Genomic DNA, 24,032 nt, shown 5'->3' on the forward strand with positions numbered 1-24,032 from the left:
ACCCCGACCGGCCCCCACGAGGTGACCTGCCAGTGAGCTTCCCGCCCGACCGCATCCTGCTCGGCCCCGGCCCGTCCGACGTGCACCCTGCGGTGCTGGAGTCGTTGGGGCGTCCGCTCCTGGGGCACCTCGACCCGGCGTTCCTGCCCATCCTGGACGAGGTGGTGGCCGACCTCCGGACGGCCTTCCGGACCGACAACGCGGCGACCCTGCCGATCAGCGGGACCGGCAGCGCCGGGCTCGAGGCGGCGATGGTCAACCTGATCGAACCCGGCGACCCCGTCGTCGTCGGCGTCAACGGCGTGTTCGGCGGGCGGCTGGCCGAGGTGGCGCGTCGGGCGGGTGCCGACGTGCACACCGTCGAACGCGACTGGGGACGCATCATCGAGCCGGAGGCCTTCCTGGACGCCTGCCGGACCCACGACGCACGGGTCGCGGCGATCGTGCACGCCGAGACCTCCACCGGCGTGGCCCAGCCGGTGGCCGACATCGGGGCGGCGCTGGGCGACACCGACACGCTGTTCGTGCTCGACACCGTCACCAGCCTCGGCGGCATCCCCGTGGAGATCGACCAGTGGCAGGTCGACGCGGCCTACTCGGGCACACAGAAGTGCCTGAGCGTCCCGCCGGGCCTGTCCCCCGTCACGTTCAGCGACAAGGCCGTGGCCAAGCTGAAGGGCCGCTCGACCCCGGTGCAGTCCTGGTACCTGGACCTGTCGCTGATCCTGGCCTATGTCGACGGCGCCGGTGGCCGGACCTATCACCACACCGCCCCGATCTCGATGCTCTACGGCCTGCACCGCGGGTTGAAGCTGCTGCTGGAGGAGGGGCTGGAGGCCCGCTGGGCACGCCACGCACGGCTCGGCGGGATGCTGCAGGACGGGCTGGTCGAGATGGGTCTGCCCCTGCTCGCCCAGGAGGGCCACCGCCTGCCCCAGCTGACGACCGTCGGGTTGCCCGACGGGGTGGAGGAAGCCAAGCTGCGACGCCAGCTGCTGGACGAGCACGGCATCGAGGTCGGGGGCGGTCTCGGCCAGTTCGCCGGCCGCGCCTGGCGGATCGGCCTGATGGGCCACTCCGCCAGCGAGCGCAACGTCCGGCTGGTCCTGGCAGCGATCGCCGACCTGCTGGGCTGACACCCCTTCGTCCTGCCCCCTCAGCCCTGCTCGTCGGCGCTGCTCAGCCGTCGGGCAGCAGCACCGTGTAGAGCAGTCGTCGACGACGCTCGGGCGTGGACGGATTGTCCAGGGCTCGACCGACGACGGCACGCAGCTGCTGCACCATCGTGTCCAGCTCGTCGTCGGTGAGCCACATCGGTGCCACGCGGTAGCCGATGCCGGCGGCGGACGCGTCGACCCCGTCCGGACCGTCCGCACGTTCCACCGCGCGGCCGAAGCTGGCCAGCATGGTCGCGAGGTAGACGTGGAACCGCTGCGCATGCTCCTCGGCCGACAGCCCAGCCAGGTCCGCAGCGTCCAGCGAGACCGCGTCCTCCACCACGCCGTAGGTCCGCTCGGTCACCCCACGGACCGGCCGTTCGGCCACGACGGCGAGCATGCCGCCCTCAACGAGCGCAGCGACGTGTCGGTAGAGCGTTGCCTGGGGCACGTCGCCGAGGGCATCCACCAGCTGCTGGGGCGTCATCTCCTGCCCGAGCAACGCCTGGACCACCCGCAGGCGGACGGGGTGCAGCAGCAGGTCGACCTTCGTCACCGGGTCTGCCCTTCCACATCCATGACCGGAATGTTATCATCAATGAGAACATTGTCTCACCCACCTCGAGGACTCCCGTCATGACTGCCCCAGCCTCGATGTCCGCGGAGGTCTCCTTCCCCTCGGGCACGCTGACCCTCGCCGGGACCCTGCGCCGCCCCGACGGCCCGGCCACCGGCGCCGCCGCCCTGCTGATCAGCGGGTCCGGGCCCCTCGATCGTGACTCCAACGCCAAGAAGGCCCCGCTCCGGGTATCGGCGCTGCTGGCCGACGCGCTGGCTGACGCCGGGGTCGTGTCGTTGCGCTACGACAAGCGCGGCGTCGGCGACAGCGACGGGGACTACGACTCCGCTGGCCTGCACGACAACATCGATGACGCGGTGGCCGCCCTGGCGTTCCTCGGGGCGCAGGACGGGGTGGACCCCGAGCGCGTCGTCGTCGTGGGCCACTCCGAGGGTGCGCTGATCGCGCTGGACATCGCCGCCAACCACGGGGACCGCATCGGCGGCGCAGCGCTGCTCGCCGGGACGACGCACGACGGCGAGGCGGTGCTGCGTTGGCAGGCCACCCGTGTGGCGGAGTTCCTGCCCGCGCCCGTTCGCTGGCTGCTGAAGCTGATGCGCACCGACATCGCGGCCAGCCAGACCAAGCGGCTGGCATCCATCAAGGCTTCCACCAAGGACGTCATGCGCGTGCAGGTCGTCGCGAAGATCAACGCGAAGTGGTTCCGCGAGTTCATGGCCTTCGACCCCCGACCGTTGCTGGGGCGAGTCACTGTCCCGCTGCTGGCCGTCACGGGCGCGGGGGACGTCCAGGTGGACCCCGCAGACGTGGAGGAGGTGCGGCAGCTGGTCACGGCGCCGTTCGAGGGCCACGTGGTTGACGGCGTCAACCACATCCTCCGCGCCGGGGACCCCTCCCCCACCACCTATCGCAAGCAGACGGGCAACCCGTTGGACGATCGCGTGCTCGACCACCTCACCGGCTGGATCGCACGGCTCCCGTCGTACCGGGACGCGATGGAGGGCTAGCCGGTGGGGCCGACGGCGACGACCTGACCCGAGCGGGTACCGACCCAGATCCGCCCCTCCCACACCGCGGGTGTCGACTCCACGCACCCGCCCACCGGCAGCGTCCACAGCGGGTCGGGGGCCACGTCGGCGTCCCCGGACAGGTCGAAGGCGTGCAGGTTACCGGCGCAGTCACCCTGCACCAGCACGTCGTCGACCACGACCGGAGAGGACCACAGGTGGTCACCGAGGTCGATGGTCCAGCGCTGCTCGCCGGTTGCCCGGTCGAGGCCGAGCAGCAGCCCTGCGGTGGTCGGCACGAGCAGCAGGTCCTCGTGGATGGCCGGGGTGCCCCACACCCCGGCCACCTCAGGCCGGTCGGCGACCGCCGGGTCGTGCACGGCCCACACGACCGGATCGTCGGGCTGGGTCGGGTCGAGCTTGACGACCTGCCCGAGCGTGGCCGCGCGGTCGGTGTGCCGTTCCCACTCCGCCGCCGCGTACAGCATCCCCTCGTCGTCGACGACGATCGAGGCGTCGGTGTCATCGCCGATCCAGAACCGCAGCGTCCGCGTCGGCGGTTCGGTCGAGGTCCCGTCGAGGATGGCGGACACGTCCCAGCCCTGGATCAAGCCGCCGGAGTTGCCGAAGTAGACGATCCCGTCGTGCAGGGCGACCGATGACTCGATGGACACGTTGTTGCCGACCGCGGCCAGCAGCTCGTCGTCGAAGCCGGCCACGTCGGCGATCACCTCCGGGTCCATCGCCACGAGCCCGTCGGCGTCCAGCGTGCGGTTGAGGCGGACGACGAACAGGCGGCTGTTCTCCCCTCCCACGATCAGGTGGTCGTCGACCACCAGGCCGCTGCCGTCCCAGTCGTCGTTCCAGCGGGTCGGGCCGGTCGCGTCGGCAGCGGTCAGCGCCCACAGCTCGCGTGCCTCGGTGCCGTCGACGGCGATGGCCCGGTAGCGCCCGTCGCGCGAGCCGGTGTAGACGATCGGGAAGCCGTCCGGGTCGATGGTGACCGACCCCTTGATGATGTCGCCGGTGGGGAACGGCGGGAGGATCGCCTCGCCGGTGTCCGCGTCGACGAAGTTCACGTTGCGGTCGTAGGCACCGAAGACCAGCCACGTGCGGTCCTCGCGTTCGACCACGGCGGGTTGGCCGGTCCAGCCGGTGCCGCACCAGGTCTTGGTCTCCTCCCCCACGGTGGAGTCGGCGCACATCGCGTGGCCGGGATACCGCCAGTCGATCGCGGGTTCGGTCAGCGGGACGGGGCCGGTGCCGTGGAACGTCCGGTGCGCGTTGCCGCGGAAGGTCAGCAGCCCGGGAACCGCCTGCGTTTCCTCCACCGGGGTCGGGGTCGGTGTCGGCGTGGGGGCGGGCGACGGTGTCGGCGCGGCGGTCGGCGTCGGCACGGGGGTCGGCGTCGGGACGTCGGTCCGTGCCTCGGCCGGGGTCTCGGTGGGCTGGGCGGCGACCAGGAACGGCGCGTCGATCGGCTGCAGCTCGGGTACGCGGTCCACGACGCTCGACACCAGGTCGACCACTCCCGCCTGACGAAGCAGCGCGGCCGTCAGGAAGGCCGCCAACACAGCGGCCCACACCGCCCACTCCCTCGTCGACAGGACCATCCGTCCCCAACGCTAGACCCAGCCGCCCGTCCAGCCGAGCACCCTCGGCGGGACCGGCCCACCCCGCCCCATGTGTGTCGCCTCACCAGCGCCCAGCACGGACCAGGGAACACACCTCCGAGGCGTGTCGGCCCACCGGCGCCCAGCACGGACCAGGCAACACACCTCCGAGGCGTGTCGGCCCACTGGCGCCAACTGCCGACCAGGCGACACGCGTCAGGGGGTGAAGGTCGTGACCTCGACGGCGATGGTGACGTCCAGCGGGTCGGGCAGGCCGGCCACAAGGTCGGCGATGTCGTCGGGGGTCAGGTGGAAGGCGTTGGGGCCCATGCCGACGATGGCGCGGGCGAGGGTGTGGTCGACGGTGACCGTGTCGCGGACCGACTCGCGACCGAGCAGGCGCAGGTCGGGCAGCCCCGCCTCCAGCCGCTCGGCCTTGTCGGCGTCGACGGTCAGCAGGCCGAGGGGTTCGACCAGCTCGGCCAGGTGGTCGGGGGTGGGAGTGACCACGACCAGCCGGCCGCCCGGCCGCAGCACCCGGGCGATCTCCGCGCCGTTGCGGGGGGCGAAGACGCACGTGACCACGTCCGCCACGCCCTCACCCAGCGGCAGCTCGGCGGTGACGTCGGCCACCACGGCGAACACCCGGTCGTGGGCCCGAGCCGCACGCTTCCCGGCGGGCTTGGCGCTGTCGATGGCGATGCCGTGCCGATCAGGTGCACCCTCGACCACCGCGGCCAGGTGGTGCCCCGTCCCGGCACCGAGGTCGACGACCAGGCGGGCGTCCGCCGGAACGGCCTCGACCAACCCGCGGGTGATCGCCGCCTGCATCCCGGCGTCCTGCACGACGGTGCGGGCGTCCAGCATGGCCGGCGTGTCCCCGGGGTGGCGGATGGCTCCTGCCGCGAGGGTGGCGTATCCCTGTCGGGCGAGGTCGAAGCGGTGCCCGTCGGGGCAGCCGAGCACCCGTCCGTCCAGCGCGAGGGGGCCGTGGCAGACGGGGCAGCGCAGGGCGGCGATGGCCTCGGGCGTGGCGGTCACGCCGACCAGCATGCCCGTCCCTCGCCGGGGATCAGGCGAGCGTGCGTCAGGTCACCGGCTCGATCAGGCGACCGATCGCGACGACGAGGGCCAGCCCGCCCAGCACCGCGTTGGTGACGATCGGTTCGTTGCGCGGACGGTGCACGGTGACCGCGGCCATGCCCATGATCGTCGCGAGGCCCAGCGCGGCGACGGGGACGAAGTACGCCGGCAGCGCCGTCAACCCGGGGATGATCAGCCCGAACGCCCCGACGATCTCGGCGTAGCCGGCCATGCGGGCACGGAAGATCCCGGTGTCGGTGATCCACCCCATCTGCTCGATCGCCAGCAACCGCTCGGGCGGCAGCAACCCCTTGACGCCACCGGCGAGGAGGAAGACGGCGAACAGCAACCACTGGAGGATCCACAGAAAGGTGTCCATGACGCCCACTTCTACCCGGCGTCACCGATGGGACACCCTCGTCCGTCCGGTCCCGCCGCCGCAAGGGCCTCGACGACGGTCAGTCCCGACTGGCGTCGATCCCGACTGCCGTCAATCCCTCGACTGCAGCTTGGCCAGCAGGCGGAGGATCTCCAGGTACAGCCACACGAGGGTGACCAGCAGGCCGAACGCGGCGTACCACTCGACCTTCGCCGGGGCGCCGCGGTTGGCGGCGTTCTCGATGAAGTCGAAGTCCAGGGCCAGGTTCAGGGCGGCCACGACGATGACGACGGCGGAGATGCCGATGGACAGCAGGCTGTTGCCGTGCAGGAACCCGAAGTTGATCCCGAAGAAGCCGAGCACGAACGACAGCAGGTAGGTGACGAAGATCGCGCCGGTCGCGGTGGCCACGACCATGCGGAAGCGCTGGGTGACCCGGATGACGCCGGTGCGGTACAGCGTCAGCATGACGGCCAGCACCACACCGGTGCCCACCGCGGCCTGCACGGCGATGCCCGGGTAGGCGCGCTCGAAGATCAACGAGACGGCACCGAGCACCACACCCTCGACCAGCGCGTACAGCGGCGCCGTCACCGGCGCCCACGCGGGCTTGAAGGTGGTCGCGATCACCAGCGGCAGGCCGAGGACCACGCCGCCGATCAGCGCGGCGGTCAGCAGCTCGTCGGGGACCACCAGGGCGGTGCCCAGCGCGGTGACCACGGCGATGGCGAGGAGGAGGGCGGTCTTGTAGATCGCGCCCTCGACGGTGAAGGCGTCGGTGCGGACGTAGGCGCCGGTGGCCGTGGGCCCCGGCTGCATCATCCGGTTGAACGCCGATTCCGACAGGGTTGGGTTCGAAGTGCGCATCGGCCCCCAATCTACTGACCCTCGGCAGCCGTCGTCGGTGGAAAGCCGGCCCGGCTACCCTCATCGGACGATGGCACGCCACCTCATCACCAGCGCCCTGCCGTACATCAACGGCGTCAAGCACCTCGGCAACCTCGTCGGGTCGATGCTGCCCGCCGATGTCCACGCCAGGTACCTGCGGATGCAGGGCCACGAGGTGCTGGCGATCTGCGCCACCGACGAGCACGGCACCCCCGCCGAGCTGGCCGCGGCCGAGGCCGGCCAGACGGTGCAGCAGTACTGCGACGAGCAGTTCGAGATCCAGCGCGACCTCGGCGAACGGTTCGGCCTGTCCTGGGACTGGTTCGGGCGCACCAGCCGCCCCCAGAACCACGAGCTGACCAACCACTTCGCCCGCAAGCTGGAGGAGCACGGCTACCTCGAGGAGCGGTCGATCCAGCAGGTCTACTCCCCCAGCGAGGACCGGTTCCTGCCCGACCGCTACGTCACCGGCACCTGCCCCCACTGCGGGTTCGAGCGGGCCCGTGGCGACCAGTGCGAGAACTGCGGCCGGCTGCTGGACCCCACCGACCTGATCGACCCCCGCTCCACCGTGACCGGCGCCACCGACCTCGAGGTCCGCGAGTCCAAGAGCGTCTTCCTGCTGCAGACCAAGCTGGCCGATCGGGTCCGCGAGTGGATCGAGACGCAGGAGCAGTGGCCCAACCTGCCCCGCTCGATCGCCCTGAAGTGGCTGGACGAGGGCCTGCAGGACCGCGACATCACCCGCGACCTGTCGTGGGGCGTGCCGGTCGAACGGCCCGGCATGGAGCACAAGGTCTGGTACGTCTGGTTCGACGCGCCGATCGGTTACATCGCCTCCACCAAGGAGTGGGCTGACGCAGACCCGACCGGCGAGCGTGACTGGCGCAGCTGGTGGTACGACTCCGACGACGTCACCTACACCGAGTTCATGGGCAAGGACAACGTCGCCTTCCACACCGTCAGCTTCCCGATCACCCTGATCGGCTCGGGCGAGCCGTGGCACAAGGTCGACTTCCTCAAGGCGTTCAACTGGCTGACCTACGAGGGCGGCAAGTTCTCGACCTCACAGGGCATCGGCGTGTTCATGGACGACGCGCTGGAGCTGCTGCCGGCCGACACGTGGCGCTGGTACCTCATCGCCAACGCGCCGGAGTCCGACGACGCCTCCTTCACCTGGCCGCTGTTCCAGCAGGCCGTCAACGGCGACCTCGGCGGCAAGCTGGGGAACTTCGTCAACCGGACGCTGTCGTTCACCCGCAAGCAGTACGGGGAGGAAGTCCCCGCTGGGGGCACCACCGGCGAGGTGGAGGAGCAGCTGGCCGCCGACGTGCGGGCCAAGCTCGACGAGCTGGCCGGCCTGTACGAGGCGATGGAGTTCCGCAAGGTCGCCCGTGCCGTCCGCGAGCTGTGGACCCTCGGCGACGCCTACCTCGAGGTCCGCGAGCCCTGGCGGCTCCGCAAGGCCGAGCAGGCCCCGTGGGGCGACCAGACGGGTGACGAGGCCGCCCAGGCGGTCCTGCGCACGGCCATCAACCTGATCCCCGTCCTCGCGGCCGCGGCAGCGCCGATCATCCCGACGGCCGCCGCGACGGCAGCTGCGTCGGTCGGCGCCACGACCGAGGCCTGGCCGACCGTCGACCTGACCGCCCTGCAGCCCGGCCATCCCTTCGAGGTCCCGCCGCTGCTGTTCGGTCGCATCGACGACGACATGGTCGAGGCGTGGCAGGCGCGGTTCTCCGGAGCCGACGACCGGGGCTGAACCCCGTTGGAGGGTCAGGTGGCGAGGTCGTAGACCCGGCGCTTGGGCAGGCCGGTCTCGGCCACCACCTGCTTGACGGCGTCACGGGTGGAGCTGCCCGCCGCCCGTAGCTCGGCCAGGCGCGCCGACAACGCCTCGTCGGTCCATTCCTCGACCACCTCGGGGGCGGGCCCGACGACGACGGTGACCTCGCCACGGGGCGGCGTGGCCTCGGCCGCCTCCGCGAGCTCGGCAAGCGTGCCGCGCTGCACCTCCTCGTACAGCTTGGTCAGCTCGCGGGTCACCGCAGCGGGCCGGTCGGGCCCGAACGCCTCGGCCATCGCCTGCAGGTCGGCCCCCGCCCGGTGCGGGGCGACGTAGAAGACCAGGGTGCGGTCGTCGCCGGCGACCGCCTCCAGCCTGGCCCGGCGAGGACCGGCCTTGCGGGGCAGGAACCCCTCGAAGGCGAACCGGTCGGTCGGCAGGCCGCTGATGACCAGGGCGTGGATGACCGCCGCAGGGCCGGGCACGGCAGTGACCGTCAGGCCGGCCTCGGCGACCGCCTTGACCAGCGCATAGCCGGGGTCGCTGATCCCCGGCGTGCCGGCGTCGCTGACCAGCGCGACCGTCTGGCCGTCGCGGATCCGCTGGACCACACCCCTGGCCCGTTCGACCTCGTTGTGGTCGTGCACGGCCAGCATCTGCCCCTCGATCCCGGCGTGCTGCAGGAGCTTGCCGGTGCGGCGCGTGTCCTCGCAGGCGATGAGGTCCGCGGACCGCAACGTCTGCACCGCACGGGGTGAGAGGTCCTCGAGGTTGCCGATCGGTGTGGCGACGAGGACCAGATGGCCATGCGGGCGTTCGCGGAGGGAGTTCACGCGCACTATCGTCGCGGCACGAACGGTGCCCGTCATCAACCGGTACGGTTCGCCATCGCCGGATGACCGCATCACTCGACACGCGCGACGACGCCACCGCAGACGAGGCCCCGTCAGAGCACACGGGCCGGTCGTGGCGTGACCGGACGTCCTCGCAGTGGCTGTGGGCGGTGGTGCTGCCGCTGATCGTGGTCACGATGGCCGGTGCGATCCGCTTCCACCAGCTCGGCCAGCCCGAGCGGTGCTACTTCGACGAGACGTACTACTACTACGACGCGCGCGACTACCTGTCGGTCGGCACCGAGACGTCCTTCGCCGTCCACCCGCCGGTCGGCAAGTGGCTGATCGCCATCGGTGTGGCCACCTTCGGGGTGGACGAGGGCTCGCCGATCGATGCGGCGGTGACCGAGGAGCCCGACGGCTGCGTGGTCCGGGAGGGCGAGGAGGACAACCCTGCCGCCCGCGCTCGCGAGGCCGAGGAGGCGTTCGCCCGCCGCGTCATGTCGGCCGTGTTCGGCACGGGTGCCGTCGCCGTCGCCTACTTCGTCGGCCTGCGCCTGTTCCGTCGCCGTTCCACCGCGCTGCTCGGCGCCACGTTGCTGGCCGTCGACGGGCTCGCGGTCACGATGTCGCGCATCTCGATGCTGGACATCTTCCTGCAGTTCTTCGTCCTGCTCGGTGTCCTCGCCCTGCTGATCGACCGCGACCGCCTGTGGGACGGGGCGCCCGACTTCGTGCCCGACGAGCCGCCGGACACCCCGCCGGACCGAGACCGCAAGTGGCTGTGGGCCGCAGGGCTCTTCCTCGGGCTCGCCGTCGCCACCAAGTGGTCGGGGCTGGCCCCGCTCGGCCTGGCCTGGGCGTTCGTCGCGTTCAGCGAGCTCGCGTGGCGTCGTCGCTGGACCGGGTCGCCATGGCCGGACCTGGTGCGGGGGGTGTCCCGCGCGATCCTGGCGCTGGTCCTCGTCCCGATCGTTGTGTACCTCACGTCCTACGCGGGCTGGTTCGCCAACTTCGAGGACACCCGCAAGGCCGACCGCTGCAACCTCGTCGCGACGACCGAAGCGTCCGCGCAGGCCGACGACGCCGCCACCGTGCCCGCCCTGCCGGGCGACGCCACCGAACCGGGCTGCGACGGCTTCGTGGAGTCCTTCGAGCAGATCACGGGGGGCTGGTGGGAGGAGCAGGGCGAGATCTTCCGCTTCCACCGCGACCTGGAGGCGGAACATCCCTACCGCGCACCCGCGACGACGTGGCCGCTGATGACGCGCCCGGTCGCCTACTACTACGAGTCCTGCGCCGCCGATCGCGAGCCGGGGACGGAGTGCGCGGTGGAGGAGGGCAACGTGGCGGAGGTGCTCGGCATGGGCAACCCCGCGACCTGGTGGCCGGCGCTGCTCGGTTATCCCGTGCTGCTGTGGTTCGCGTTCGCCCGACGACGCTGGCAGGCCCTGACCATCGCCTTGTTCCTGTTCGGGCAGTCCGTGCCGTACCTGCTGTCCCCACGGCCGGTCTTCCTGTTCTACCTGACCCCTGTCGTGCCGTTCATCGCCCTGTCGCTGGCCTACCTCGCCGACCGTGCCCTGGACAGTCGCTCGGCCCGGTGGGTGCCTGCGGCCATGACGATCGTGGCGCTGGTCGGGTTCGCCTACTGGTCACCGCTGTTCCTCGGCCTGGAGATCCCGCGAGGCCTGTGGGACGCGCTGATCTGGGTCCGACCGGGATGGATCTGATGGGCAGGCACCGATGAACGACGGATGGGTGACGGTCGACGTGTTCCCGCACCGTGGGCTGGCCGAGGTCGCGGCCAGCGCGCTGCGGGCCGAGGGGATGCTGTACCGGCTGATCGCTGACGACCTCGGCGGCACGACGGGGCTCCCGCTCGGTGGTGCCTACCAGGGTGTCGAGGTGCAGGTCCTGGAGTCCGACGCCGAGCGCGCGGCGTCGATCCTGCAGGTGGAGCGGCGGTCGAGCTCGCGCGGGTGGGACCCTACCCGGCTGACGTGGCAGCGGGTGGTCGCCACCCTGCTGCTGCTGGCGTTGCTCGCCGCCGTCGTCGCGACCCAGATCACCTGAGCCGCCAGTCGACTACCCGAGCACCCGCTCGATGACCTTGGCGACCCCGTCGTCGTCGTTGGAGTCCGTCACCTCGTCGGCGACCTCACGGACCATCTGATGGGCGTTGGCCACCGCCACGCCGTGCCCGGCCCACTCGATCATCGGCAGGTCGTTGGGCATGTCCCCGAAAGCCAGCACGTCCTCGGCACCCAGCCCGTGGTCCCGGGCGAAGCGGTGCAGCGCGGCGGCCTTGGTCACCGCGGGGGCGGACACCTCAAGCAGGCCGACGCTGGACCACGTGACGGTGGCGAGCTCGCCGATCTCGGCGATGGCCCGTTCGGCAAGCTCGTCGAGGGCCAGCCGGCCACGATCCTGCGCCCGGGCGAGGACCTTCACGACGGGCCGGGCGAACAGCTCGTCGACGTGGTCGACGTCCTGAGCGGCCCCGCGGGCCAGCTCCGAGGACCGGGTGCCGCGCGGGTAGGACGCCTCGTGGGCGAACCCGTCGGCCCACTCGACCCCGAACGCCAGCGTGTCGTCCATGGCCCGGAGTCGGTTGAGCACGTCCAGGCCCAGGCCGTCGGGGAACGCGTCGACCCGAACGACCTCCTCGGTGTGGAGGTCCATCACGATGCCGCCGTTCGCGCAGATGGCGAGTCCGCGATGGGCCACCTGCTCGGTGATGGGACGCAGCCAGCGGGGCGGCCGCCCGGTGACCAGGACGAACAGGCGGCCCGAGTCCTCGACGTCGGCGATCGCGCGACGCGCTCGGTCGCTGACCGTCCCGTCGCTGCGGAGGAGGGTCCCGTCGATGTCGGTGGCGATCAGCTGGCAGGGTGGCGTCGTGGTCATCCGGCGGCCGAGCGTAGCCGTGGGGGCAGGGCCACTCCCCCCGCCACCCGTAGGGGGTTTCCCCGATGGTGGCGAGCCGCGGCGATGGCAGGCTGGCCGCCATGGGAATCTTCGCGTGGTTGCTGTCCGGTCTGATCGCGGGTGCCATCGCGCGCGTGTTCGCCCCCGCTCCCAAGGGACTCGGTTGCATCGGCACGATCGCGCTGGGGCTGGTCGGATCCGTCGTCGGCGGCACGCTGGCCAACCTCGCCTTCGACGGGAACTTCGAGCTGCAGGGCTCGGGGCTGATCGGATCGGTGATCGGGGCGATCGTGGTCCTGACCCTCGCCCGGCTCTTCAGCCGATCCGACCGCTGACCGGCGGAGCGGTACCGTCCGCCCACCCCACCCCTCCTCGAGGAGCACCCGATGACCTGGTCCACCGCTGACATCCCCCACCAGGGCGGGCGGGTCGCCGTCGTGACCGGGGCCAACGGCGGCCTCGGCCTGGCGTCGGCCAAGGCCCTCGCGGGCAGGGGCGCCCACGTCGTCATGGCTGCTCGCAACCAGGAGAAGGCGGCGGCCGCGCGGGAGGAGATCCTCGCGGCGCACCCCGACGCCTCGCTGGAGGTGGTCGAGCTCGACCTTGGTTCCCTGGCATCCGTCGAGAAGGCCGCAGGGGAGATCGCCGCCGCCCACGAGCGGATCGACGTCCTGATGCTCAACGCCGGCGTCATGGCGATGCCGGAGGGCACGACCGTCGACGGGTTCGAACGGCAGCTGGGCATCAACGTCCTCGGCCACTGGGCGCTGACGTCCCACCTGCTGCCCACCGTGGTCGCCACCCCCGGGGCCCGCGTGATCACGCTCTCCTCGATGGCCCAGCACCAGGGCAGCCCGCTGGACGTCGACAACCCGCACATGCGCGGCCGATACGACGCCTGGAAGCAGTACGGCAACACCAAGCTGGCGGCGCGCCACCTCGCCCAAGGCTTGCAGGCCCGGTTCGAGGCCGCCGGCGTCGACGCCATGGCGCTGGCTGCCCATCCGGGGCTGACCAACTCCGACCTGCAGGCCACCACCCACGAGGAGGGCGGTGCCGGGTTCCTCGGCGGGTTCTTCCACCGCCTGACCGAGACCGTCGGCATGTCCACCGAACGTGGTGCCCTCAGCCAGCTGCGGGCGGCGACCGATCCGTCGGCGTCCGGTGGGGACTACTTCGGTCCGCTGCTGGTGGCCACGGGCCCGCCGGTCCGCAAGCCCCTGATCCGGCCCGGTGCCGACGCGGCCATCGCCGCCCTGTGGACCGTGTGCGAACGGGAGACCGGCCTGTCGATCGACGTGGCCGCAGCTCGGCCCAGCTGACGAACATCCGTCGGTCGGTCACCTGCGAAGCGGTTGGCCGTCGTCTCCGGTTTGGTGCGCGGTGCGGTGAGGGAAGTCATCGAGGAGACCCCGAACCGAGGAGATCACCGTGAAGGCAGTTGTCTGGCATGGCCCCCGCGACGTCCGCGTGGACACCGTCCCCGATCCGACGATCCAGGAGCCGACCGACGCCATCGTGCGCATGACCACCACCGGGCTGTGCGGCTCGGACCTGCACCTGTACGAGGTGCTGGGGCCGTACATGCGCGAGGGCGACATCATCGGCCACGAACCCATGGGCATCGTCGAGGCCGTCGGCGACGACGTGACTGACCTGGCCGTCGGCGACCGGGTCGTGATCCCCTTCCAGATCGCCTGCGGACGCTGCGACCAGTGCAACCGTGGCCTGCAGACCCAGTGCGAGACCACGCAGGTCACCGAGGAGGACAGCGGTGCGGCCCTGTTCGGCTACACCAAGCTGTACGGCGCCGTCCCGGGTGCCCAGGCCGAGCTGCTGCGCGTCCCCCACGCCGACTACGGCCCCATCAAGGTTCCGGAGGGTCCGGCGGACGACCGCTTCGTCTACCTCTCCGACGTGCTGCCGACCGCTTGGCAGTCCGTGGAGTACGCCAACGTTCCCGACGGCGGCACCGTGGCGGTGCTGGGTCTGGGGCCGATCGGCGCCATGGCGTGCCGGATCCTGCAGCAGCGGGGTGTGGAGCAGGTCATCGGCATCGACCTCGTCGACGAGCGCCTGGCGCGTGAGGCAGCACGCGGCACGACGACGCTGGACCTGCGGGACCACGACGACATCGCCGAGGCCGTCCGTGAGCTCACGAAGGGGCGTGGTGCGGACTCCGTCATCGACGCGGTCGGCATGGAGGCGCACGGGTCCCCCGCGACGAAGCTGGCCCACCGGCTGACGCAGTTCCTGCCGAAGGCGATCTCCGAGCCGTTCATGGACCACGCCGGCGTCGACCGCCTGGGAGCCATGCTGCCGGCCATCGACATGGTTCGTCGGGGCGGCACGGTGTCACTCATCGGCGTCTACGGCGGCATGGTCGACCCCCTGCCGATGATGACCATGTTCGACAAGCAGATCACCATGCGCATGGGTCAGGCCAACGTGAAGCACTGGGTCGACGACATCATGCCGCTGCTCGACGACACCGACGTGCTGGGCGTCGACGACTTCGCCACCCACCGCCTGCCGCTGGACGAGGCCCCGAAGGCCTACGAGATGTTCCAGCAGAAGACCAACGGCGCGATCAAGGTCGTCTTCCAGCCGTAGTCCACTCGCCCACGGGGGCCGGGGCGTTGCCTTGGCCTCCGTGGCCCGAATGGCCCGAGCGGAGCGGGACACACCTGGAGCTCGCTCCACGCGGACGTCCGCGACGAAGGAGCAGGACCACCCGCGAGCGTCAGCGAGTGGGTCCGCGTGGAGCTGAGGGGAATCGAACCCCTGACCTCTTCGATGCGACCGAAGCGCTCTACCAATTGAGCTACAGCCCCGTTGGGGGACGCTGGATGATAGCGGGACTCCGATGGGTCTGCGAACCGGCCGGTCAGCTGTCCAGGAGGTCGCTGCGGTGGGCGTCGAGCGCCTCTCGCAGCCGCTCCTGGAGGTGGGCGGTGGTGAAGTCGCCGCGGGTGCGCTCGAGGATGGACCGGGCCACGTCGGTCGAGCGACGCAGGCCGCTGGTGATGCCGTCGGGGAAGTCGATGGTGACCAGCATCGAGTAGATGTCGTCCATGGTCGCCAGCAGCTCTTCGCAGCGCTCCATGCGGCCGTGGCGGAGCTGGTCAAGCAGGTACCGACGCAGCTCGCCGACGGTCTCGGCCACCCCGTTGAGCCACGCGGTCACGTCCACGCCGAGGTCGTCGGGGCCGGGCAGCGGCTTGCCGCTGAGGACCGCCAGGGTGCACGACGCCTCGGCGTATTCCTTCTCCGCATCGTGCACGAACCCGGCCCACCGGATCATCGGCAGGCCATCGGTGGCCTCGATCGCGATGCGCAGGTGCGCCCCCGCTTCCTCGACCCCTTCGCCGGCTGTGTCGTTCTCGCCCCGGTGTGCCGCACGGATGGCGTTGGCGCTTGCACGGATCGACGCGCGGGATGCCGTCAGCGCAGCCTCTCGCGCCTCGTGGCGTGCCTCGAGCCGAGCGTGGGCAAGCGCACCCACCTCTGGGAGGTGGTCGCCGTAGCCCATGCTCAGGCGGCTCGCCGGTCGACCCAGACCGGTGCACCCGAACGGTGTCGGGTGGTGGAGAACCCGCCCTTGGGGCGCGGCGTTCCGATGCCCTGGCCGATCTGCGCACGCACGTGGTGGCGGCGGCGGACGTCCTGCAGCTCCTGCAGCTGGCGGAACCCGACGACCCCCGCGACGAACAGCCCCACGAAGACCAGCACGACGGTCTGCACCGATACCCCGATGATCAGGGCGATCGTGGACAGCACGACCGCGGCCACGACGGCAACGCGGACGGCGTCCTGACGGCGGCGCTGCAGCGCGGCGCGACGACGCGCCTGGTGGGCGATCGTCTCGGCGTCGTCGAGCACCATGAGCTGGCGACCGGTTGTGGACTTGGTGATGAGGGCCATGTGGGGGGTTACTCGATCACTGGATGGGAAGGCGGTGACCGGGCAGACCAACAGGCTGCCGGACTGTCAAGGAGGACACCATCGTCCGTTCGTCCGAAGCCGAACGAAATACCTGTGGACCGAGGGTACTCAATGGTCGCCCGCGGCCAACTGATCCACCGCGTGGCCGAGCACGCCGATGACGACCTCGACGGACTCGCGGGCGCCCTTGGGGGATCCGGGCACGTTGACGACGAGGGTGCGGTCGCGGATGCCGGCGATCCCGCGGGACAACATCGCCATGGGGGTGATGGCCAGGGACGTGGCCCGGATGGCCTCGGCCAGGCCCGGCACCTCCCGGTCGATGACATCGCGGGTGGCCTCGGGCGTGGTGTCCTTGGGGTGCATGCCGGTGCCACCGTTGGTGATGACCACGTCGGCGTCGCGGCAGGCGTCGATGATCGCGCGGGACACGCCCTCGCGTCCGTCCGGGACGACGGTCGTGCCGAGGACGGTGATGCCCGCCCCGGCCAGCACGGCCTCCACCGCTGGTCCGGCGGTGTCGTCGTAGACCCCGGCGCTGGCGCGGGTCGACACCGTCACGATGCGTGCCCGGACGACCCGTGCCTCGGGGGTGGATCCGCTCACGCGGCACCGTCCCGATGCCAGTCACCGCGAACGCCGCCGGTCTTGGACTCCAGCCGGACGTGTTCGACGACGGCGCCCCGTTCGACGGCCTTGGTCATGTCGTAGAGGGTCAACGCCGTGGTCGATGCCGCCACGAGGGCTTCCATCTCCACTCCGGTGCGGTCGGCCGCCGTTGCGGTGGCGGTGATGCGGCAACGGCCGGCGTCGACGTCGACCTCGACCTCGACCTCCACGCCCGACAGCGACACGACGTGGCACAGCGGGATGAGGTCGGGGGTTCGCTTGGCCGCCATGATCCCCGCGATCCGCGCGGTGGCGATGGCGTCGCCCTTGGGCAGCCGTCCCTCCACCAGCATCCGAGCGGTGTCGGGTCGGAGCACGAGGGCGGCGGAGGCGACGGCCACCCGGCGTGTCGTGTCCTTGTCCCCGACGTCGACCATGCGCGCGTGGCCGGCCTCGTCGAGGTGGGTCAGGCGGGGTTCGCTCATGCCATCTCCTTCAACAGGTGGACCACGACCTGCTCACCGGCGTCCAGCGAGGTGCGGTCGGCCGGGATCTCGGCGAGGCCGTCGGCCAGGACCATCGAGCGGAGGATCCCGCTGCCCTGCGCACCGGTGGTGCTGGCCGCCCAGCCGTCGGCGGCCCGTTCGAGGGTGACCCGCAGGAACGAGACCTTGTGCTCGGGGCTGCGGACCCCCTCGGCCAGGCGTGCGGTCAGGCGCGGGCGGTTCAGGTCGTCCCGCCCCTGCAGCCGGCGGATGGCCGGACGGACGTGGACCTCGAAGCTGACCGCGGCCGACACCGGATTGCCCGGTAGTCCGAAGACCGGCACGCCGTCGATGGTCCCGAAGGCCTGCGGCATGCCCGGCTGCATCCCGACCTTGCTGAACGAGACGTCACCCATGTCGGCGAGCACCTGCTTGGACAGGTCGTAGCGGCCGGCGCTGACCCCGCCGCTGGTGACCAGCAGGTCGGCCTGCGCAAGCGCCCCGCGGAACGCCCGCTTCAGGCTGGCCCGGTCGTCGACCGCGATGGGTTGGCGAAACGGGATGGCCCCGGCCTCGGTGACCTGTGCGGCCAGCAGGTAGGAGTTGGACTCGTGGATCTGTCCCGGCCGCAGGGGCTTGCCGGGTTCGATCAGCTCGTCGCCGGTGGCCAGCACGGCGACGCGGGGACGGGGGTGGACGAGGACACGACCGACCCCCATGGCCGCCAGCATGCCGATCTCGGCCGCGCCGAGAGGACGGCCGGCGGTCAGGACGGTCTCGCCCGCTCGGACGCTCTCGCCGGCGTCGCGCACGTTCTCGCCGGCTGCGGGCTGGATGTTGAGGACGACCTCGTGGCCGCGCTCGTCGACCAGCTCGACCGGCACGATCGCATCGACCCCGGCGGGCAGCGGCGCACCGGTCATGATGCGGACGGCCTGTCCCGGCCCGGGCGACGGACGCTCGGCAGCGCCCGCCGCGATCTCGCCCACGACGTGCAGCGGCTCACCGGCGGTGACGGTGGAGGCCGCGACGGCGTACCCGTCCATGGCGGAGTTGGCGAACGGGGGGATGTCGCCCGGTGCGGCGACGTCCTCGGCCAGGACCGAGCCGTGGGCCTCCGACAGGGCGGTCTGGATCGGCGTCAGCGGCGACAGGCCCGACAGGACCCGACGGCGATAGTCCGCCAGCGGCTCGAGCTCGGCGGGATCGACGTGGTGGCGGTGGCCCACGCCTAGTCGAGACCAGCGACGAACTCGCGCAGGAACGCGATGAACTCCGGCCCCAGGTCCTCGCGTTGGGCTGCCAGCTCGACGGTGGCCCGCAGGTAGTCGGGCTTGGCACCGACGTCGTAGCGGATGCCGTCGAACTTGATGGCCCGGATGGGCTCGTCCTGCGCCTGGGCTCGCATGGCGTCGGTCAGCTGGATCTCGCCGCCCCGCCCCGGCTTGGTGGCGCCGATGTGGTCGAAGATGTCGGGGGTCAAGACGTACCGCCCGATGATGCACAGGTTGGACGGGGCGTTGGCCTTGCCCGGCTTCTCGACGAGGTCGGTGACCTTGTAGACGCCCTCGTGGTCGGGGTCGGGCTCGGCCGCCACGACGCCGTACTTCGACAGGTCCTCGTCGCCGAACTCCATGACGGCGATGACGGACCGTCCGGTCTGGTCGCAGACGTCGACCATCTGCGAGAGCAGTCGCTCCTCCTCCCCCAACAGATCGTCACCGAGCAGGACCGCGAAGGGTTCGTCCCCGACGTGGTGGCGGGCGCAGCCGACAGCGTGTCCGAGGCCCAGCGGCTTGCCCTGGCGGACGTAGTGGACCAGCGCGAGCTGGGTGACGGCCTGTACTGCGGCCAGCAGGCTCTCCTTGCCCGTCGCGGCGAGCTGGCGCTCGAGCTCGACGGCCTGGTCGAAGTGGTCCTCCAGCGCACGCTTCCCACGTCCGGTGACCATGAGGATGTCGTCGAGCCCGGCACGGACCGCTTCCTCGACGACGTACTGGATCGCCGGCTTGTCCACCAGCGGGAGCATCTCCTTGGGCTGGGCCTTCGTGGCCGGCAGGAACCTCGTACCGAGGCCCGCGGCGGGAATGACGGCCTTGCGTGCGCGCACTGTTGGTGACCTTCGCTTTCCGAGGACTGGAGGACAACGAACGGGGGTTGCCGCTGGCATGCTACGACGGATGTCGGTGGACGCGGGGCAACAGAAGATCGAGCAGCGGCTGGCCGCGAAGGAACGTCGGGCGGCGGTCCCCGGCGACGTGCGCGCCCGGGCGGCGGCCCGGATCGGCGAACGCCTCGACCCCCTGCTCGGTGCACGACCGGGGCCGCTGCTCGGCTACGCCGCCACGGGCGACGAGGTGTCGGTCGATGCGGTCCTGCGGGGCTGGTTGGCTGCGGCACGGCCGCTGGCGCTGCCACGCGTGGTCGGTCCCGGGGACCTCCAGCTGCACCTCGTGACCGACCTCGACGTCGACCTGGTCGTGGGTGCCTACGGCATCAGGGAACCCCGTGACGTCCTGCCGACCATCGATCCGCGGGACGTGGGCACGGTGCTGGTCCCCGGGGTCTGCTTCGACCGCCACGGCGGCCGGATCGGCTACGGCGGCGGGTTCTACGACCGCCTGCTGCCCCGGACCGGCGCGGCCGTGCGCATCGGGATCTGCTTGGAGGTCCAGCTGGTCGACCGTGTGGCCGCCGACCCCCACGACGCCCCTGTCGATGCGGTCGTCACCGAGGGCGACGTGTACCGTTGAGCGGCCGTCGACCCCTTCGAGACCTTCACCACCATGCCCACCTACGACTACGTGTGCCTGACCAACGACCATCGGTTCGAGGTCAAGCAGTCCTTCTCCGATGATGCGCTGACCGAGTGCATCGAGTGCGGCGAGCCCGTCCGCAAGGTGTTCAGCGCCGCCGGGATCGTGTTCAAGGGCTCCGGGTACTACGTCACCGACACGCGCAGCAGCGGCTCGTCGTCCAGCACCAGCGGCACCGCCAGCAGCGGTTCGAGCGACTCGTCGTCGAAGGAGGACAGCAGCTCGTCGAAGAGCAGCAGCTCGTCCAAGGACAGCAGCTCCTCGTCCAGCACCTCGTCGTCCAACTCCAGCTCGGACTGAGCTCGTGGAGGTCCCTCGCCACGACGAGGTCGCCATCGACGTCGCCGTGTTCGGCGGCTCGGGGCTGTACTCCTTGCTCGACGACGCCCGCGAGGTCGCGGTCGAGACACCGTATGGCCCCCCGTCGGCGCCGGTGACGGTGGCAGAGGTCGAGGGACGATCCGTCGGCTTCATGCCGCGCCACGGCGTCGGCCACACCATCCCTCCGCACCGTATCGACTACCGCGCCAACCTCTGGGCGATGAAGCACCTCGGGGCGACCGACGTGATCCTGCCGTGCGCGGTCGGAAGCCTGCGAACCGACATCGCCCCCGGGTCGTTCGTGCTGGCCGACCAGCTCGTGGACCGCACCCGGGGACGAATCGACACCTTCCACGACGGGCCCGAGGTCACCCACGTGTCCTTCGCCGAGCCCTACGACGCAGAGATGCGCGGGGTGGCCCTGAGCGCCGCACGCTCGCTCGACATCGACGTGCACGAGGCCGGGACACTCGTGGTGATCCAGGGACCGCGGTTCTCCACCAAGGCCGAGTCACGCTGGTTCTCCGCCCAGGGCTGGGACATCGTCGGCATGACGCAGTACCCCGAGGCGCCGCTGGCCCGTGAGCTGGAGATGGCCGCCCTGAACATCTCCCTCGTGACCGACTTCGATGCCGGCCTCGAGGACGATCCCGACGTCCCGGCGGTCACCAGCGCCGCGGTGCTGGAGGTCTTCCGCGCCAACACCGAGAACCTGCGTCGCCTGCTGTTCGCGATCATCCCCGCGCTGCCGCTGTCGCCCGACCGCCCAGCGCTGCACGCGCTTCGCGACGCCCACCTCTGACCAGTCGTCGGAACTTTCTTCCGGGCAGGGGTTGACCCTCACGTCACGTGAGGCGCCACGGTGGTCCTCGACACCCCGTCGGGCACATCGCCCCCACCGCCGAGGAGGCCACCCATGCGAAGTGTGAGCGAGCTGGCCGAGCTGGCCGGCGTCACCGTCCGCACCCTTCACCACTACGACGAGATCGGCCTGCTGCGGCCCAGCGGCAGGACGCCCGCGGGCTACCGGCTCTACGACCACGACGACCTGCTGCGCCTGCAGCAGATCATGTTCTGGCGCGAGCTGGGCTTCACGTTGGCCGAGATCGCCTCGGCCCTCGACGACCCCGACTATGACCGGGCCGAAGCCCTGCGTGACCAACGCGCGGAGCTGGCCCGACGACACGACGACCTGGGCCTGGTCCTGAAGGCCGTTGACCAAGCCCTCGCAGAGCTCGAGGGCGGACCACAGACCAACGAGGAGGAGATGTTCGTGGCTTTTGACCACAGCCAGTACGAAGACGAAGTCAAGGAGCGCTGGGGCGAGACGGATGCCTACCGGCAGTCACGCGAGCGCACCAAGAACATGACCAAGGCCGAGTTCGACCGGCTCGCCGCCGAGAACGAGTCGTTCGTCCGACGCCTTGCCGAGGCATTCGAGGCGGGCGCTGCCGCCGACGGCGAGTCCGCCATGGACCTCGCGGAGGAGGCTCGCCAGGCCATCCGCCAGTTCTACGAATGCTCCCACGAGATGCACGTCAACCTCGGGGAGATGTACGTCACCGATCCCCGGTTCACCGCGACCTACGACACCCACGCCGAGGGGCTGGCCGTGTGGTTCCGCGACGCGATCAGGGCCAACGCCGACCGGGCAGGCGCCGGCCAGTAGCCGGAGTTGTCCACACCCGGGCGCGATCCGCGCCCGGGTGTTGCCGCGTTCGGGACAGGGTGGGGGTGTGCCGCTGCGATCCGGCTTCCTGTACGGGCCCCCTCCACCCCTCCCCCGTCGTCTCGACGCCCTGGCGGAGGGGTGGGCTCGCCTGCCCCCACGGGCCCGGCTGATCGTGTGGGGCCTGCTGGCGGTCGTCGTGGCAGGACAGTGCAGCGCCTATCGCGACGGGCTCCTCGCGCAGTGGGGCGGCGGGGGCATCGAGGTGTGGCAGGCCACCCGGACGATCACCCCCGGCGAGGACGTGGCCGATGCCGTCCGCCGCGTGCGCCTGCCCCCGATCGCGGTGCCGCCCGACCCGGTGACGGAGATCGATCCCGACATGACGCTGACCCTCCCCCTGATGGACGGTGCGGTGCTCACCGAGGCGCACATCTCCTCGGTCGGACCGGCTGCGGTCCTCCCTGCAGAACACCGGCTCCTGCCCGTCCCCGTTGAGACCGCGTGGGGGATCGACGCAGGAGCGGTGGTGGACGTCTGGGCGGTCGACCGCTCGCGGGGACCGCCCGAGCTGCTGTCGGAGGGGCTCAGGGTGCTGGCCGTGGACGGCGAGGGAAGCCGCTCGGTGGCCCTCGTGGCGGTGCCATCAGCCGATGTCGGAGAGGCGACGTCGGCGATGTCCAGCGGCCAGCTGCTCCTCACCCTCGTGCCCCCCGAGTAGCGGGGTCATCGCCCTCGGACTCGCAGGACGTCGACTCCTCGACGCTCGTGCAGGTGTCGCTGCCCAGCTCCTGCGATCCGTTGACGACCGGTCCGGGTGGGCAGTCGGCGACGGCGGTGCTCCCCCGAGCGGGCCGTACCATGCAGGGCCATGATTCCTGCGTGGCTCGAGGCTGTGATCCTCGGCATCGTCCAGGGGCTGACCGAGTTCATCCCCGTCTCCAGCTCCGGCCATCTGGTGCTGGTGCCCTACCTCATGGGCTGGGAGAAGCACAGCCTGGCGTTCGACGTCATGCTCCACGTCGGCACGCTCGGCGCGGTGCTGGTCTACTTCCGTGGCGAGCTGTCGGCCATCGTGCGGGGCGTGCTCAGGCTGGACCGCAGCCCGATGGGCGAGGTGTACCGGCGCGTCGGCCTGCTGCTGGTCCCCGCCAGCATCCCTGTGGCGATCGTCGGGCTCTTCCTTGCCGGACCGATCGAGGACGCCTTCGGGTCGCCCCTTGTCGCGTCGCTGCTGCTGCTGGTCACCGCCACCCTGCTGCTGAGCGCCGAGGCCATCCGCAGCCGTCGTGTCCGGGCCGGCGGACTGGACGTCGACGAGCTCGAGCCGGTGCCGGCGAACGCCAGCGTGGCTGCGCCCACCGAGCGTGCGTGGACGGGGAGCTGGCGTGCGGGGACGGGGCAGCCGGTGGAACCCTCGGCTGCGCCGGTCGGCCTGCCGTTGGGCGTCGATGCCACCGACCCGACCGGCGCCGACCTGTCCGGGCTGACGCTTCGGCACGCCATGACTGCCGGATTCGCGCAGTGCCTTGCGGTCCTTCCCGGCATCAGCCGCGCCGGGTCGACCATCACGGGTGGGGTGTTCGCTGGGCTGACCCGTGAGGCCGCGACCCGGTTCTCGTTCCTGCTGGCTATTCCCGCGCTGGTGGGCGCGACGGTGCTGAGCCTTCCCGACCTGGCCGAGGGTGGCGAGAACCTGCTGGAGCTCGGCGGCGGGATGCTGGCCGCCTTCGTCTCGGGCTACCTGGCGATCCGGTTCCTGGTTCGGCTGGTCTCCCGCGAACGGCTGACCGGCTTCGCGTACTACTGCATCGCCGCGTCCGCAGTCGGCATCATCGGTTGGTTGATGCTGGGTCCACCCAGCACCGTTTGACCTGTCGCCGCCGGGGACGGGCAGGTTCGGAGAAGCGCCAACCCCCGGGACGGCAAT

Annotated in this window: 27 protein-coding genes, 1 tRNA gene and 1 pseudogene; 14 read left to right on the forward strand and 15 right to left on the reverse strand. The window is 71.2% G+C overall.

Features of this window, described 5'->3' with window-relative positions; all coding sequences use genetic code 11:
• Window positions 1-32: 32 nt before the first annotated feature.
• Window positions 33-1,136 (forward strand): pyridoxal-phosphate-dependent aminotransferase family protein, encoded by a 1,104-nt coding sequence (locus tag DVS28_RS19485; protein ID WP_216826157.1) that lies wholly within the window; start codon window positions 33-35, stop codon window positions 1,134-1,136.
• Between the two features lie 43 nt (window positions 1,137-1,179).
• Here the strand turns inward: DVS28_RS19485 and DVS28_RS19490 are convergent, their stop codons facing one another.
• Window positions 1,180-1,713, reverse strand: coding sequence for a helix-turn-helix domain-containing protein (locus DVS28_RS19490; RefSeq protein WP_114592956.1), 534 nt, complete (start codon window positions 1,711-1,713; stop codon window positions 1,180-1,182).
• Window positions 1,714-1,793: 80 nt separating this feature from the next.
• On the opposite strand from DVS28_RS19490, the gene DVS28_RS19495 reads away from it, so the two are divergent.
• On the forward strand, window positions 1,794-2,744 hold the full coding sequence (locus DVS28_RS19495; protein ID WP_216826158.1) for an alpha/beta hydrolase family protein: 951 nt from the start codon (window positions 1,794-1,796) through the stop codon (window positions 2,742-2,744).
• Here DVS28_RS19495 and DVS28_RS19500 read toward each other — a convergent pair.
• From DVS28_RS19500 to DVS28_RS19515, 4 genes are all read right to left on the reverse strand, one after another.
• Window positions 2,741-4,330: an outer membrane protein assembly factor BamB family protein gene (locus tag DVS28_RS19500; protein ID WP_216826159.1), complete on the reverse strand. Its 1,590-nt coding sequence runs from the start codon at window positions 4,328-4,330 to the stop codon at window positions 2,741-2,743. The genes DVS28_RS19495 and DVS28_RS19500 overlap by 4 nt on opposite strands.
• A 243-nt stretch (window positions 4,331-4,573) precedes the next feature.
• Window positions 4,574-5,398 (reverse strand): putative RNA methyltransferase, encoded by an 825-nt coding sequence (locus DVS28_RS19505; protein WP_216826160.1) that lies wholly within the window; start codon window positions 5,396-5,398, stop codon window positions 4,574-4,576.
• Between the two features lie 46 nt (window positions 5,399-5,444).
• Entirely contained in the window at window positions 5,445-5,819 is a 375-nt protein-coding gene (locus tag DVS28_RS19510; protein WP_164710789.1) for a DoxX family protein, read from the reverse strand.
• A gap of 111 nt (window positions 5,820-5,930) precedes the next feature.
• Window positions 5,931-6,686: a Bax inhibitor-1/YccA family protein gene (locus tag DVS28_RS19515; RefSeq protein WP_114592961.1), complete on the reverse strand. Its 756-nt coding sequence runs from the start codon at window positions 6,684-6,686 to the stop codon at window positions 5,931-5,933.
• 70 nt (window positions 6,687-6,756) lie between these two features.
• Between DVS28_RS19515 and metG the strand changes: the two genes are divergently transcribed.
• Window positions 6,757-8,469: a methionine--tRNA ligase gene (gene metG, locus DVS28_RS19520; RefSeq protein WP_114592962.1), complete on the forward strand. Its 1,713-nt coding sequence runs from the start codon at window positions 6,757-6,759 to the stop codon at window positions 8,467-8,469.
• A gap of 14 nt (window positions 8,470-8,483) precedes the next feature.
• On the opposite strand, the gene rsmI is transcribed toward metG, so the two are convergent.
• Window positions 8,484-9,326, reverse strand: coding sequence for a 16S rRNA (cytidine(1402)-2'-O)-methyltransferase (gene rsmI, locus DVS28_RS19525; protein ID WP_216826161.1), 843 nt, complete (start codon window positions 9,324-9,326; stop codon window positions 8,484-8,486).
• 62 nt (window positions 9,327-9,388) lie between these two features.
• On the opposite strand from rsmI, the gene DVS28_RS19530 reads away from it, so the two are divergent.
• The gene (locus DVS28_RS19530; RefSeq protein WP_114592964.1) at window positions 9,389-11,059 is read left to right on the forward strand and encodes a phospholipid carrier-dependent glycosyltransferase; all 1,671 of its coding nucleotides are present in this window, start codon (window positions 9,389-9,391) and stop codon (window positions 11,057-11,059) included.
• A 13-nt stretch (window positions 11,060-11,072) separates the two neighbouring features.
• Window positions 11,073-11,402, forward strand: a complete 330-nt coding sequence (locus tag DVS28_RS19535) for a hypothetical protein (protein ID WP_114592965.1) — start codon at window positions 11,073-11,075, stop codon at window positions 11,400-11,402.
• Window positions 11,403-11,414: 12 nt separating this feature from the next.
• Here the strand turns inward: DVS28_RS19535 and DVS28_RS19540 are convergent, their stop codons facing one another.
• The gene (locus DVS28_RS19540; protein WP_114592966.1) at window positions 11,415-12,236 is read right to left on the reverse strand and encodes a Cof-type HAD-IIB family hydrolase; all 822 of its coding nucleotides are present in this window, start codon (window positions 12,234-12,236) and stop codon (window positions 11,415-11,417) included.
• Between the two features lie 101 nt (window positions 12,237-12,337).
• Between DVS28_RS19540 and DVS28_RS19545 the strand changes: the two genes are divergently transcribed.
• The 3 genes from DVS28_RS19545 (at window position 12,338) to DVS28_RS19555 (ending at window position 14,870) form a co-directional block, all read left to right on the forward strand.
• Window positions 12,338-12,592 (forward strand): GlsB/YeaQ/YmgE family stress response membrane protein, encoded by a 255-nt coding sequence (locus tag DVS28_RS19545; protein ID WP_114594284.1) that lies wholly within the window; start codon window positions 12,338-12,340, stop codon window positions 12,590-12,592.
• 51 nt (window positions 12,593-12,643) lie between these two features.
• Window positions 12,644-13,579 (forward strand): oxidoreductase, encoded by a 936-nt coding sequence (locus DVS28_RS19550; protein ID WP_114592967.1) that lies wholly within the window; start codon window positions 12,644-12,646, stop codon window positions 13,577-13,579.
• Window positions 13,580-13,688: 109 nt separating this feature from the next.
• Window positions 13,689-14,870, forward strand: a complete 1,182-nt coding sequence (locus DVS28_RS19555; protein ID WP_114592968.1) for a zinc-dependent alcohol dehydrogenase — start codon at window positions 13,689-13,691, stop codon at window positions 14,868-14,870.
• Window positions 14,871-15,018: 148 nt separating this feature from the next.
• On the opposite strand, the gene DVS28_RS19560 is transcribed toward DVS28_RS19555, so the two are convergent.
• The 7 genes from DVS28_RS19560 to galU all read right to left on the reverse strand — a co-directional run bounded on the left by DVS28_RS19560 (window position 15,019) and on the right by galU (window position 19,466).
• A tRNA-Ala gene (locus tag DVS28_RS19560) sits at window positions 15,019-15,091 on the reverse strand.
• Between the two features lie 53 nt (window positions 15,092-15,144).
• Window positions 15,145-15,789: a translin family protein gene (locus tag DVS28_RS19565; protein WP_114592969.1), complete on the reverse strand. Its 645-nt coding sequence runs from the start codon at window positions 15,787-15,789 to the stop codon at window positions 15,145-15,147.
• A gap of 2 nt (window positions 15,790-15,791) precedes the next feature.
• Window positions 15,792-16,181, reverse strand: coding sequence for a hypothetical protein (locus DVS28_RS19570; protein WP_114592970.1), 390 nt, complete (start codon window positions 16,179-16,181; stop codon window positions 15,792-15,794).
• Between the two features lie 129 nt (window positions 16,182-16,310).
• Window positions 16,311-16,808, reverse strand: coding sequence for a MogA/MoaB family molybdenum cofactor biosynthesis protein (locus tag DVS28_RS19575; RefSeq protein ID WP_114592971.1), 498 nt, complete (start codon window positions 16,806-16,808; stop codon window positions 16,311-16,313).
• Window positions 16,805-17,296 carry a cyclic pyranopterin monophosphate synthase MoaC gene (gene moaC, locus DVS28_RS19580; protein WP_114592972.1) on the reverse strand — a complete coding sequence of 164 codons (492 nt, stop codon included), beginning with the start codon at window positions 17,294-17,296 and terminating at the stop codon, window positions 16,805-16,807. Before moaC ends, DVS28_RS19575 begins: the two co-directional genes overlap by 4 nt.
• A complete protein-coding gene (locus DVS28_RS19585) occupies window positions 17,293-18,525 on the reverse strand; it encodes a molybdopterin molybdotransferase MoeA (protein WP_216826162.1) in 1,233 nt (410 codons plus the stop codon). Before DVS28_RS19585 ends, moaC begins: the two co-directional genes overlap by 4 nt.
• A 2-nt stretch (window positions 18,526-18,527) precedes the next feature.
• A complete protein-coding gene (galU, locus tag DVS28_RS19590) occupies window positions 18,528-19,466 on the reverse strand; it encodes a UTP--glucose-1-phosphate uridylyltransferase GalU (protein WP_114592973.1) in 939 nt (312 codons plus the stop codon).
• A 10-nt stretch (window positions 19,467-19,476) separates the two neighbouring features.
• Between galU and DVS28_RS19595 the strand changes: the two genes are divergently transcribed.
• Together DVS28_RS19595 and DVS28_RS30175 are read left to right on the forward strand one after the other, a co-directional pair.
• Complete coding sequence (locus DVS28_RS19595) at window positions 19,477-20,049, forward strand: 5-formyltetrahydrofolate cyclo-ligase (protein ID WP_164710790.1); 573 nt, start codon at window positions 19,477-19,479, stop codon at window positions 20,047-20,049.
• Between the two features lie 33 nt (window positions 20,050-20,082).
• Window positions 20,083-20,223: pseudogene (locus DVS28_RS30175) on the forward strand (FmdB family zinc ribbon protein); the annotation flags it as partial.
• A gap of 14 nt (window positions 20,224-20,237) precedes the next feature.
• On the opposite strand, the gene DVS28_RS29675 reads toward DVS28_RS30175, so the two are convergent.
• Window positions 20,238-20,396: a hypothetical protein gene (locus DVS28_RS29675; protein ID WP_245973558.1), complete on the reverse strand. Its 159-nt coding sequence runs from the start codon at window positions 20,394-20,396 to the stop codon at window positions 20,238-20,240.
• 20 nt (window positions 20,397-20,416) lie between these two features.
• Between DVS28_RS29675 and DVS28_RS19605 the strand changes: the two genes are divergently transcribed.
• The 4 genes from DVS28_RS19605 (at window position 20,417) to DVS28_RS19620 (ending at window position 23,975) form a co-directional block, all read left to right on the forward strand.
• Window positions 20,417-21,235: an S-methyl-5'-thioadenosine phosphorylase gene (locus tag DVS28_RS19605; RefSeq protein ID WP_216826163.1), complete on the forward strand. Its 819-nt coding sequence runs from the start codon at window positions 20,417-20,419 to the stop codon at window positions 21,233-21,235.
• Window positions 21,236-21,349: 114 nt separating this feature from the next.
• A complete protein-coding gene (locus DVS28_RS19610) occupies window positions 21,350-22,102 on the forward strand; it encodes a MerR family transcriptional regulator (protein WP_114592975.1) in 753 nt (250 codons plus the stop codon).
• A gap of 67 nt (window positions 22,103-22,169) precedes the next feature.
• A complete protein-coding gene (locus DVS28_RS19615) occupies window positions 22,170-22,823 on the forward strand; it encodes a CpaB family protein (protein WP_164710791.1) in 654 nt (217 codons plus the stop codon).
• Between the two features lie 150 nt (window positions 22,824-22,973).
• Window positions 22,974-23,975: an undecaprenyl-diphosphate phosphatase gene (locus DVS28_RS19620; RefSeq protein WP_114592977.1), complete on the forward strand. Its 1,002-nt coding sequence runs from the start codon at window positions 22,974-22,976 to the stop codon at window positions 23,973-23,975.
• Window positions 23,976-24,032 lie beyond the last annotated feature (57 nt).

Origin of the sequence: Euzebya pacifica, assembly GCF_003344865.1 — a bacterium.
Classification (GTDB): domain Bacteria; phylum Actinomycetota; class Nitriliruptoria; order Euzebyales; family Euzebyaceae; genus Euzebya; species Euzebya pacifica.